The organism is Sideroxydans sp., from assembly GCF_054604835.1.
In genome coordinates this window covers 1-11,728 of sequence record NZ_JBTSFG010000014.1, presented here as the reverse complement: position 1 = coordinate 11,728, position 11,728 = coordinate 1, and the positions used below count along the sequence as shown (strand labels likewise).

At 51.5% G+C, this 11,728-nt stretch carries 13 protein-coding genes; 8 read left to right on the top strand and 5 right to left on the bottom strand.

The genetic code is table 11. The annotated features are described in order from the left end of the window. Positions 1-16: 16 nt before the first annotated feature. From ACYCZ5_RS13660 to ACYCZ5_RS13650, 3 genes are read right to left on the bottom strand one after another with little or no spacing between them, the layout of a single operon-like run. On the bottom strand, positions 17-478 hold the full coding sequence (locus tag ACYCZ5_RS13660; protein ID WP_461545353.1) for a TraR/DksA family transcriptional regulator: 462 nt from the start codon (positions 476-478) through the stop codon (positions 17-19). A 6-nt stretch (positions 479-484) separates the two neighbouring features. Continuing rightward, the gene (locus ACYCZ5_RS13655) at positions 485-1,348 is read right to left on the bottom strand and encodes a universal stress protein (RefSeq protein ID WP_461545352.1); all 864 of its coding nucleotides are present in this window, start codon (positions 1,346-1,348) and stop codon (positions 485-487) included. A 12-nt stretch (positions 1,349-1,360) separates the two neighbouring features. Then, a complete protein-coding gene (locus ACYCZ5_RS13650; RefSeq protein ID WP_461545354.1) occupies positions 1,361-2,836 on the bottom strand; it encodes a SulP family inorganic anion transporter in 1,476 nt (491 codons plus the stop codon). A 694-nt stretch (positions 2,837-3,530) separates the two neighbouring features. On the opposite strand from ACYCZ5_RS13650, the gene ACYCZ5_RS13645 reads away from it, so the two are divergent. The 8 genes from ACYCZ5_RS13645 to ACYCZ5_RS13610 all read left to right on the top strand — a co-directional run bounded on the left by ACYCZ5_RS13645 (position 3,531) and on the right by ACYCZ5_RS13610 (position 8,387). Continuing rightward, positions 3,531-4,553 (top strand): GSU2403 family nucleotidyltransferase fold protein, encoded by a 1,023-nt coding sequence (locus ACYCZ5_RS13645; protein ID WP_461545351.1) that lies wholly within the window; start codon positions 3,531-3,533, stop codon positions 4,551-4,553. 949 nt (positions 4,554-5,502) lie between these two features. Beyond that, positions 5,503-5,745 carry a DUF2188 domain-containing protein gene (locus ACYCZ5_RS13640; protein WP_461545350.1) on the top strand — a complete coding sequence of 81 codons (243 nt, stop codon included), beginning with the start codon at positions 5,503-5,505 and terminating at the stop codon, positions 5,743-5,745. 58 nt (positions 5,746-5,803) lie between these two features. Beyond that, the gene (locus ACYCZ5_RS13635) at positions 5,804-6,088 is read left to right on the top strand and encodes a hypothetical protein (RefSeq protein ID WP_461545349.1); all 285 of its coding nucleotides are present in this window, start codon (positions 5,804-5,806) and stop codon (positions 6,086-6,088) included. Between the two features lie 84 nt (positions 6,089-6,172). Further along, positions 6,173-6,982, top strand: coding sequence for a DUF3800 domain-containing protein (locus tag ACYCZ5_RS13630; protein WP_461545348.1), 810 nt, complete (start codon positions 6,173-6,175; stop codon positions 6,980-6,982). 285 nt (positions 6,983-7,267) lie between these two features. Further along, the gene (locus tag ACYCZ5_RS13625) at positions 7,268-7,495 is read left to right on the top strand and encodes a ParD-like family protein (protein ID WP_461545347.1); all 228 of its coding nucleotides are present in this window, start codon (positions 7,268-7,270) and stop codon (positions 7,493-7,495) included. Continuing rightward, positions 7,488-7,763, top strand: a complete 276-nt coding sequence (locus ACYCZ5_RS13620; protein WP_461545346.1) for a type II toxin-antitoxin system RelE/ParE family toxin — start codon at positions 7,488-7,490, stop codon at positions 7,761-7,763. Before ACYCZ5_RS13625 ends, ACYCZ5_RS13620 begins: the two co-directional genes overlap by 8 nt. Before the next feature lie 8 nt (positions 7,764-7,771). Next, positions 7,772-7,963 (top strand): hypothetical protein, encoded by a 192-nt coding sequence (locus ACYCZ5_RS13615; protein WP_461545345.1) that lies wholly within the window; start codon positions 7,772-7,774, stop codon positions 7,961-7,963. A 172-nt stretch (positions 7,964-8,135) separates the two neighbouring features. After that, complete coding sequence (locus ACYCZ5_RS13610) at positions 8,136-8,387, top strand: hypothetical protein (RefSeq protein ID WP_461545344.1); 252 nt, start codon at positions 8,136-8,138, stop codon at positions 8,385-8,387. A gap of 1,688 nt (positions 8,388-10,075) precedes the next feature. Here the strand turns inward: ACYCZ5_RS13610 and ACYCZ5_RS13605 are convergent. Then, entirely contained in the window at positions 10,076-10,477 is a 402-nt protein-coding gene (locus tag ACYCZ5_RS13605; RefSeq protein ID WP_461545343.1) for a type II toxin-antitoxin system HicB family antitoxin, read from the bottom strand. Between the two features lie 53 nt (positions 10,478-10,530). Next, a complete protein-coding gene (locus ACYCZ5_RS13600; RefSeq protein ID WP_461545342.1) occupies positions 10,531-10,713 on the bottom strand; it encodes a type II toxin-antitoxin system HicA family toxin in 183 nt (60 codons plus the stop codon). Positions 10,714-11,728: the final 1,015 nt, after the last annotated feature.

The following is an 11,728-nucleotide window of genomic DNA, read 5'->3' as shown; positions in this document are numbered from 1 at the left end:
GCCCGCCATCAATTGGTCAATCAGCTCCGGCGAAGGCTTCTTCTGTAATACGGTCATTTCCACTCCTTTCAATGTGATGGCAGTTTCCTGCCTTATGACCGTTTACACAAAATCTTTTACACCCCCATCGTTCTTGCTCTCGAGCCTGCTGACAGTCTGCGCAGAACGGCGCACCTGGATCAGATTCCAACCTAGCAACGGCGATCTCATCACCGCATTCGCAACACTTTCCAAAACCAACTTTCGCAATACGTGCCAGTGCCGCCATGAGGCGCTGCTTTTGCCTCTGCAACGTGGCGAGCTGACTGCTCGCCATCGCCTGTTGTTGCATGGCATCCATGCGTGACAGCCTACCGACGCTGCTCTGGTCCAGCATCACCGTGCCCGCGTTGGCAGTCGCCTCGGCGATTGCGGCTTCGGTCTCCGCCAGCCGGGTTTCGATCAGGGTGCGAAAACTGGCCAGCTGCTGCGGGGTCATGGGCGGTCAGCGCAGCAGCAGGATGGGGATGTTGACCGAGCCCAGCATGGCGTTGGTCTTGCAGCCGAACAGCCAGCTGCGTAGCGGCGAGTGTCCGTAAGCGCCCATGATCAGCAGGTCGATGCCTTGTTCCTGGATGGTCTGCGCGACCACCGTCTGCGGCTCGCCGGGGATCAGGTGCGGGATCACTTCGAAACCGGCCGCCGCCAGTGTCGTCTTCGCCCATTCCATCTGTTTCGGTGCATCCAGACTGGCCTTGCCGGATATCAGCACATGGATGGGCAGGCCGCGCAACAGCGGGCTGCTCGCCACCATTTCGATACCCTTGCGGGCCAGGCTGCTGTCGTCGTAGGCGAACAGCACGCGTGTTGGCGCGCTGAAGCCTTGCGTGATGGACAGGATGGGTTTGTGCAGCGCGCGCACCACGCTCTCCACGTTGCGCCCCACTTTCTGTGCGGCATCTCCGCTCGATTCGCCGCGACGCCCCCATACGAACAGCTGCACCTCGGGTTCCTGCTCAACCGCCGTCTCTTCCAGCGTGCCGTATCGCTGCTTCATGTCGGGCGATGGCACACCCGCCGCGACAGCGCGTTCGCGCAGGCGGTTGAGGAAGAGGCGGCCTTTTTCGTGCGCGGCTTTCGATTCGGCGGCGTCCTGGTCGCTGAGCTTGGTCAGCAGATTGTCCTGCGAGCCGATGCCGATGGCACCGCTGTGGTCATCGCCGGAGCCGACCTCGGGATGGCGGGTGATGATATGCAGGAATTTCAGCGGCGCATCCAGGCGCTTCGCGGCCCAGACCGCGCAATCCGCCACACAGTCGGCGATACGCGATTGATCGACGCAGGCCATTACCTTGTTTTCATTTTTCATGGTTGTCTCCTCTCAATGGCCAGTCAACATGTCTTCGGCACCGTCCTTGTCGTGCACGGCGAATTTGTCCACCATGGTGGCACTGGCCTCGTTCAAGCCGACTACCTCGACCTCGGTGCCTTCGCGGCGGAATTTGATCACCACCTTGTCCAGCGCGCTGACGGCGGTGACATCCCAGAAGTGGGCGCGGCTCAGGTCGATGCGGACTTTCTCGATCACTTCCTTGTAGTCGAAGGAAGCGGCGAAACGGTCGGCGGAGGCGAAGAACACCTGGCCGATCACCTGATAGCTGCGCATACGGCCTTCATCTTCTGCCTGCGATCTGACGCGCATGAGCAGGCCCACCTTGTGCGCGAAGAAGAAGCCGGACAGCAGCACGCCGGCCAGCACGCCTTGCGCCAGGTCATGAGTGCTGACCGTCACCGCCACGGTGGCCAGCATCACCACGCTGTAGCTTTTCGGATGGCTGCGCAGGTCGCGAATGGAAGTCCAACTGAAGGTGCCGATGGACACCATGATCATCACCGCCACCAGCGCGGCCATCGGGATCTGCGACACCCAGTCGCCGATGAACACCACCATCAGCAGCAGGAACACGCCTGCCGCCAGTGTGGAAAGACGCCCGCGACCGCCCGACTTCACGTTGATCACCGATTGGCCGATCATCGCGCAGCCCGCCATGCCGCCGACGCAGCCGGAAGCGATGTTGGCGATGCCCTGGCCGACGCATTCGCGGTTCTTGTTGCTGGAGGTGTCGGTCAGGTCATCGACGATGGAAGCGGTCATCATGGATTCCAGCAGGCCGACCACGGCCAGCGTGGCCGACACCGGCAAGATGATGGCCAGCGTCTCCCAGTTCAGCGGCACCTCGGGCAGCAGGAACACCGGCAGGCTATCCGGCAACTGCCCCATGTCGCCCACGTTGCGAATGTCGATGCCGAAGTAGATGGCGACGGCGGTCAGCACCACGATGGCGACCAGCGGAGAAGGCACGGCTTTTGTGATGTACGGAAAGAGATAGATGATTCCCAGTCCGGCCGCCACCATCCAGTACACCGCTACGGGCACATCGATCAGTTCAGGCAATTGCGCCATGAAGATCAGGATGGCCAGCGCGTTGACGAAGCCGATGACCACCGCGCGCCCGACGAAGCGCATCAGCGAACCAAGCTGCAGCCAGCCTGCGGCGATCTGTAACACGCCGGTCAGGATGGTGGCCGCCAGCAGGTATTGCAGGCCGTGTTCTTTCACCAGCATCACCATCACTAGCGCCATTGCGCCGGTGGCGGCGGAGATCATGCCGGGCCGTCCGCCGGTGAAGGCGATGATCGTGGCGATGCAGAACGATGCGTACAGTCCGACCTTGGGATCGACCCCCGCGATGATGGAAAAGGCGATGGCCTCGGGGATCAGCGCCAGCGCGACCACGAGACCGGCGAGCAGGTCGTTCTTGGTATTGGAAAGCCAGTCTTGGTGTAAAGATTTCATCATGGTGTCATTCCATAGTGTTTGTCCGCGCTACTGCGGACGGTTGAGACAAAAGCAAACAGTGCCCCGCCCAATAGAGATGCAACTAGGTCCGGCACGAGGCCGTGATCGGGGGAACAAGGAGGTCGGCGCAACCCTATCTAGCACGCGAGGAATCTTCAGGATTGGCGACAATGCAGATTTACAAGGGAGTGCTCCGTTCGGTCTTCAGATATGCTTGAGAGGGCGTGCATTCTAGCGCAATCGATAGATTGAAGAAACCCAGCACTCATGGGAAGCGTGCGCGCGGATCAAAGGTTTCCCAAATTTCAGAAATTGGGCCAACGATTAAATTTTGAATCGCAAATCGAGTGGTTGGAAGGAATTTCAGCTCTTCTTCATATTGATCGAATGGCCGTTAAGAGCTGATAGCAGAAGTGGCGTAACTCTTAACTGAATTTCCGCTTAGGCCGAGCAAGCGACAGACAGCAGTTCGGCCTAAGCGGCCGGAAGAGCCAACATGACTAAAACCCGCTCCACACCTTAATCTGCCATCAACGGAATACACAAATTCTAGGACAGGCTCTGCTCCGGTCACTATTCAGCCGCTCGATATCCAGCAGACGGAAAATCCATAATCAGATACCCGATTTGTATTGCTTTCATTGAGATTTTCCTTAATATGCCAATAATGCAATAAGCAAGGAAAATATAAATGAGAACAATGAGCAACCAGCAGCGACTCTTCCATGTTGAGTCTTCGCAGCTTCTTGAAGCTTGGCGGCAAGCAAGGGCTGCGGCCATGAATTTTCGTGGCGGCATGAAGTGGGTGAAGAGTGGGGGGTACGAATATCTTATCCGGCTTACGGACTCAAAGGGGAATGGGAAGTCGCTAGGCAAACGCAGCTCCGACACCGAAGAGATCCACAGACTGTTCGTCGAAGGACGGACTGCCGCAATTGAGCGCTACGATGCACTTTCGGCTAGGCTGAAGGAGCAGTCCAAGCTCAATAAGGCGGTGGGGCTTGGCAGGCTTCCTCGCGCCGTGGCAATCATTCTGTCTGCCTTGGATGATCGGGCTGCGGCACTGGATTTCAGGGTGGTAGGGACGCACGCCCTGTTCGCGTATGAGGCGATGGCCGGCGTATTCTGCACGCAAGAACTGCTCGCGTCTGGCGATGTGGATTTGTTGTACGACCCGAGGAAGAAGATTTCACTTGTTATATCCAAACTGGATGGGAGGGGGTTGCTCGGATTGCTCCAAAGCGTCGATAAAACCTTCGCACCAATCACAAGCGGCGGGTTCCGAGCTGTCAATAACGACGGCTTCATGGTTGACCTAATTACACCGGTGCAGGATATGAGGGGTGAGCGAGTATCGTTTGCCAATGGAGATCTGGTCGCATCTGAAGTGCCTGGGTTGCAGTGGTTATGCAATGCGCCTGCCGTCCAGTCGACTGTAATTGCTGAATCAGGTGTTCCGCTGATTATCAACGTCCCTGATCCGCGCGCCTTCGCGATTCACAAGGCTTGGCTTTCAAACCAGCCTGACCGCGACCCCGTGAAGAAACCGCGTGATGCCGCCCAAGCGGGCATGATGCTGGATATGCTTCGGCAATATCTGCCGCTATTCCCACTTGAGCAGGAACATCTGCGCTATTTTCCCAAAGAGTTGATCGATAACTTTGCTGACGTGGCCGATGTATCTGATATTGAGTTACCGGCATTGCGTATGTAGTGGATGCGGCTAGATGAAGTTTCCGGTCCCGGTTAGGTGAGCACTAAATTGCATATAGGGTGACGCAAATGTGGAAGCAGTAGTGTTTATTTGACCAGTCTAAAATAGCCGCGGCTATCTCCGATGAATATTGTGATTCTAGATTCGCGAAATTGGACCAGGTGTTTGCTGGGTTCGTATACAAAAATTATGGAGTTCAATCAAACACGCAGCCTTGACGATGCTTGGCACTTCCTTGACCGCAGTCCATTCCATACCGGACCTTGAAACATCAAGGTACCACCGACAGCTATGGCCGAACTGCTGTCCTAGCAGGTCCTCGGCCAAAGCAGTCAATTTGTTGTTTGAATTACTTCGGCTACTTTCTGCCGAGATACGGACTGTTTATCCGCAGGTCCCTAATGCGGCCTTTTTGTTTACGTTTTTAGACACTCATCGTAGACGTATCTAAGATGGGGCCCAGAAACCGGCTCCAAAGTAGCCCTCCACTGATTCTCCCGCTCGACATAAAAACCACTCCACAACTGGCTCGATTCAGCCTCATCAAGACCGACCCGGAATCCAAGAATTCCAGACTCAAACCGGCAACATTATTTTTTGCTAATCAACGATAGAGAAGCACAACGGCGGGCGATGCCGGTGGCACAGGATATATAGGCCAAATTCCTGCTTGCATAAATTCGTTCGACCACTAGAATTAGCCAAAATCAATGCGTTGGACCACTAGATATTGTGGTTTATTGAAGGAGAAAGGAAATGATTAGAAGGTGAGTCCTGCCGATAGTGGCCGATACGGCGGGACATGAAACAACGGCTCGAACTGGGTGCCTTTGGTCGGGAAGCCAGATTCGAGCCGCTAGGCCAGTGAACATTGATCGTTAACCGGCATGCGAATGGTGCGTCAAATTGACTGAACCGTCAACATGCCATGCGAATAGGAGTAATCATCATGGCAGGAAAACCTCAAGACCGCATGGTCTATCAACGCGAAGACGGAAAGTGGGCCAACAAGCGAAACGACGCAAGCCGACCTTCCAGCACTCACAACACCCAGAAAGAAGCAATCAACACCGCAAGGGATATGCTTGGCAACCAAGGCGGGGGAGAGCTGACTATCAAAGGTGTGGACAACAAGATTCGCGCGAAGGACACCATTTCACCAGGTAAGGATCCTTTCCCTCCACGCGGATAATGCAGCAAAGGCCGGCCACGCCGGCCTCTCCTTAGCGCCACTTCAATAAAGGGACAACATGCCAGACATTCAATCAGCCATTACTACATTTAAGGCAATCAAGGACGAAGAGTCTCTCCGCGATTTCATCTCAAAATATTCATTCACGGATGCTGGTGAGCACCAAAACCAGCAGGTTATCAATCATGTCAAAGGATCCATTCATGGGATCGATGTCATCCTCACTCGCAGATGGTATGACCGGTGCAAAACTTTTAGCATCCAGCCTGACGGGAACGAGGTAGTGCTGAAAATCACAGGAATGCCTGATGTGTCAGTCAAATTCATTGACGATCACTGCTGAATATCTAGAACAGACCACCTAGCTCAGTGTCCGGATCAATCTGGACTGAAGCCTTTTCCAATAAGGACGATTGAAGGCCGCTATATGTACATGCTGTACTGTGATGAGAGCAATCTTGAAGAGAAGGACAACGATTTTTTTGTATATGGCGGCCTAGTCATTAATGGCGAAGCAGCCCAGTCACTGTCGTTAGCAATCGACTCTATTCGTCGGACTTTCAAGGTTCCACAAAGATTTGTTCTTAAATTCAACCCTGGTCCGGAGCACTTGAGCCACCAAGATTTCATTGCCCTAAAACAGGCTATAGTGGAGGCGGCAATTGCTCATGAATGCATCTTTCTTGCTTCGATGATTCTACATAATGTCGCCACGAGCCCAGCTGAGGCAAGACGTAATGAAATTAACCGCATTTGCTACCACTATGATTGCTTCCTGAGTCGCCCGCAATCTCATGGCCTAGTCTTAATCGATCGTTTTGAAGATAAAAAAATTGATGGACACCTACGTGATAAATTTACCACAGGTATTACCGGTCTACCGTATTCCAAGGAACTCCGTCTTGAACGTATCGTTGGCTTTCACTATTCGGCCATTGGTCAGTCTCATTTTGGCAGCATCATTGATATTGTATTAGGCTCATTCCGCTTCGCGGTCAATGCCTTTACGCGCCACGATGAAGAAAAGATCGAGTCCGCGAACCACTTATTAACAATATTATCTCCTCTGTTTTTAAGAGAAGGCTCAGATGACGCAGTTTCAGAAATTAGCCTTTTCTTCAGCCCTAAAACCATCAAGTCAGTGAAATATCGCAATATGTACTCTGCGTTGGCATCCTTCTTATCAGATAACGGGATAAAGGCAGCCCAGAAAATTACTAATGAGCGCACATACTGAGCAGCTAATCAGGTATTCCAGCTACCAGTGTAATTCTTTTATCATCTGCTGCATTCCAGCGGTAGCCAGCTACCACAAACGTAGAGTCTGCTTTGGGCCGCTAAATTGTCCAATTTCTATGCTCACTGATTTGGCCACTTTGGCCGAAATTTCGCCTTTAATAGAGAGCCAACTGGTAATTAGATTCGAAGGGTATCCGGATTTTCCGGTGGGTGGTTCTTGCTGTTGACGTGAGAAGCGTTGTGAAATATTCTACCTACTACAAAAGTAGTAATGGAGATTGACATGGGTATGCCTGTAAGAATTGAAGATGACCTGTACCAGCAAGCGAAGGCCGCCTCGCATGGAGAATGTCGCACTATTGCGGGACAGTTGGAGTTTTGGGCTAAGGTTGGGAAGGCGGCATTAGATAATCCAGATCTTCCTATCGAGTTTGTAAGCGAACTGTTGGTGGCGAAAAAAGAAGACCGTAATAGCCTTTCCTCTTTCACACCAGGTCAATTCCGTGCCTGAAGTTCAGGTTCTACAGACGAATGTCTTTGCTCGTGCATATAAGAAGCTGCACGCCAACCAAAAAGATGCTGTTGATACTGCGGTAGCTTCGATTGTTCAGAACCCCGGCCTCGGCGAGGAAAAGAAAGGTGACCTTGCGGGCGTATTCGTATTCAAGTTTGATTGCGTGAACCAACTTTTCCTTCTTGCCTATGAGTTTGATCCGTCAACGCGAGTTCTTCTTCTGGTTGGCACTCACGAAAACTTCTATCGCAATCTCAAAAGGTGATGGCGAACATGAAAAAAACTGAAAACGGAAGTCAACACATAACACCTGCTAACGGGAATGTTTTCCTCGACCTTGGGTTCGAACCGGAAGAAGCTGCAAGACTATTGGCAGAAACCGACAAGGAAATAATGGCCAAGCGTGCCAGCGCGGTATTGCAAAGACCGGAATCTACCAGCCCAGATGACCAACCGGATGCATGAGTCATCACGACATTTCTAAAGTCTCACCCACCGGAAAATCCGGATACCCGATTCGAAAAGTGCCATTACCTATAATTATAGTTATAGGTAATGCGATTCGCTCGATTGGTGCATTGCTGTTCGATTTGTTCGAAAATGAAAGGCGGAGAGCCAAATAATTTGAATGAGAGCGATGAAGATACAGACACCTCAACAACTGAAGGCTGAGATGCAGGCCGTGGCGCGAGGCGAGATTCTTCCGCAGCCCGATGCCTGCCAAGATTCGTGCGCTCCAGGGTTCATTCAGGATGAGTGCGCTTCTGGAAAGGAAGCCCGTCGCAGCGAGTTTGCCAAAGCAGTAGAGCGGGGTGATGCAAAGTCCAGTGATGCCTCCATGTTCCGAGGCTTGAAGTCTGGGGTGAAGTTCATGAACGAGGGGTTTTAATCAACGCCGGTAAACGAGACCGGCCAGTTCTTCTATTTGATCTGCGTTTACGGATTCCTGATCAACTTCCCGATTCTGGCATAACGCCAGCATTTCCAAGACGCTCTGATTGTCAGACGAGGATGGCATTTCAGCCTGCCCTAGTTTGCCAACTGCTTTGACATAAGGGTGTGAGGAGTCTTGCGCCGCAATTGCTTCAACCATAGGCCTGTACAATGAATCGCCCCCGATTCACTAGACAAAGGTGTTACCAAAGGGCCTACAAGTAGGCACTTTTTTCACAAATATTGGCTCGGGTTTATTGGGTCGAGCAAAAAAGTCGCTACAAGTAGGCACTTTTTACAGAAACCATTGATTGAGATGAGAGGAATTTTAAGAAAAGTCGCTACAAGTAGGCACTTTTTTGCTTTAGATTGATTCTCGTGAGGGATGGCTGTTTAAAAAGTCGCTACAAGTAGGCACTTTTATATCTTGGATTGATTATCGACAAAGCCAATAAGTTATAGGAACAGCCATTCTGGAGCCTTCCTGTGCGCTCATAAACCGTTCGATTCTGGTGGTTCCAGTCCACTCAAAAAGAGAATTCAGCTACAGAGAGTGATGCCGAAACCCAGCAAACACAGAGGCTATATCGGAGAATCCAAAAGAGATGTGCCGGATAATGGCATTTGAAAATAATTGACACTGCCAGTGCGAATGTGATTCAATCGCCTCACTCTCACTTCGGTGACTGTCTGGGTGGCTCCAGTGAAAAGCTGCATTTCTCTATAGATGCGATTCGCAAGAATCAGATGAGTGGGAATTTCAAACTTAGTAGCAGAGCGGCTAGTCCCCGCGAAGAATCGAGTAAGCACACAGCGATACTCACCCGTTCCGTGTATGCGGAACAGTCTTCAACAGACGCATGGAGCAATCCGTCGTTTGTTATCGCCCGAGTCCGGGCAAGACATTCAAAGCAATTCAATCAACTGTTAGTAGAGTTTCAAGTAACCCCGCGCGGGCGCACTGATACCCAGAGTCACAGACACGAAGCCGCGAGGCGATCGAGTTAGTGGCTGGTGGTTTTGTGATGCGTGGTGTCAGAGCTGTCTGTCTTTCTGCCTAGTCTTTGGCTAGGAGAACAGAAGTAAGGGTGTGAAAGAAATATCGAGCGCGTTAGAGCGGATTTAGCTGGATGTCACAAAAGGACAAGATGTTCGCATTACACATACCCCTCCTTTCTTTACCGGAAAGTGTTGTGGTTCAGGCGCAGAGCAGTAGCTCGCAATTGGACACAGGGGAAAAGACGGTTCCGAGAGGATAGTTCACTGGTGGTAGGTGGATGAAGAGTATGCCGGATGTGTGATCTAAAAGATTCATTCAAATATTGGGAGTGCCGTAGAAGGCACGATAGAGACAGGTCAAGAGACCTGAGCGACGAGAGTTGCTATTTACGTTGGGGCCGAAATGCCTCGCTTAATTGCTTACCCGATGAGACTCACGAAATACCCAGCGGCTTGAAAGACCGCAGAGACCAAGATACTCAAACCGACCTGACGGAATCAGGGACACAGCGAAGTGGATAAATCGCAGACCCCAGTGACTAGACTGGCTTGCAGCAAAAAGCAAAGACGCAGAACAGTAGGGTTCAAAGAGCGGATTCTTATGGCTTCAATAACTCGCCGAAACGAGTTATTGAAGCCAATTCTTTATTCGTGCGCGAGCTCTTTCATGGCTGCTTTTGCAAGAAATCCACTTCTTGTTTCTCTGTGCGCGGCGGTATATTCATCAATTCGGTGCAACAAGAAACGAGGGAAGCTGATGTTTACACGCTCTGGGGTTGGATCGAGCATATTCTCGTCCACATCTACTAATAGCCATGTAGCGCCAGCAAATTCATCTTTGCCGATTAGATCATCAATAGTGGACGGCTGAATATCTACTTTTTCACCCAATTCAAGCAGGGTCTCAATATGGCTCTTGATAGCCTCTTTGGTATTGATTACAGCCTCGTTGATAGAATCGCCCCAAGAATGGCAGCCCGGAATATCCGGGACTGTCACGCCGAAGACGCTACCATCTTCTTTGTGAATTGCGACTGGTACATACATTAGATATCTCCCGTTGATATGCAAATTAATTACGCATCCGGCAAAAAACCGGGCTACTTGAGCCCGGCTTGCTTTTTGATGCTGTTTACAGTTCCGTTCGGCAAGTCCTTTTTGGGGTGGGGCACTGTTACAAGTCCTGGCTTTGACGGGTGTTTGAAGTGGTGGTGACTACCTTTAACCCTTACTAGTTGCCATCCATCGTCTTCCAGCATCTGGATTAGTTTCGAGGAATTCATGTTTCTCCTTTCATCTTCCCTGACGCCGTGTGTAATTCTACACAAAAAATCGCCAGTGGCAACATTTTGTGTAGTTTTGTGTAAATTTGTCGGGCTGCAGCATCAATGTACGGGTGCATTACTCGTTCATGCTGATGTAGGTATGCCGCGCATCCATGGTTTTCACATGAAGCGTACTAGCGACTCCAATATTTTGGGGCGCGCAGGCTTGATATATGAAGTTATTTCAGTATTTGCCTACACAGAGTGATCCAGAAAGCCAGCAACCACGGGGTTTTGATCGGAGATTCCAAAACAGATGTGCAGCATAATGGCGTTTGAAAAATTAACGGCATAAGTAAGATGGTTATTCAAGGCGACAGAGAAGCCTGGTCAGTCCTGACGGACAGCATGATTGGATAATTAGCAGCCCCCCCTTACTAGACTGGCATATTTGGCAGTACAGGACGCAATGCCTATCGCTACACCTGGATGTTATTTCGGGGGAAATTTGGTGCTTGAGGATCAGAGGTAATCAACTGGAGCCTTTGGGGGAGTTGCCGTTTATCGACGTACTCTTGAGTAGCGTGGAAGTCCTTTGAAAGTCTTGATTCCAGTTGGTTTGTGATGGGGGGGCTTATTGGAGGACTTTCAAGATTTTGGTGGGTGGAAAAGGGTGGACGACAAGCGCTTCCTTAGGCGCAGAAGAGGGCAGGGCGATGAACAGTCGGTAAAAGAGTCATTTTGCGGAAACTTCGGAGCAGCCTAGGTGGCGGCACTTCGGCCATAAGAGACGCTGGGGAATTGCTGAGAAGGCTGCTTGAGCATTCTAAAGGGTGGTCCGCTTCACTCCTGACAGCGGACGTTCAAAACTAAGAACTTGATGGTGATCGACCGTCGCTTGCTAACTGCGGATTCAATCCGTCGACGCAACAAGTTGGTTAAATCGTTCAGCCGGTGTTTGATAGTTTAGCGTCTTCCTTGGTCGTTCATTTAGCCTCCTCGCCACGCCATTTAGCTGAGTTTGCGTGTATCC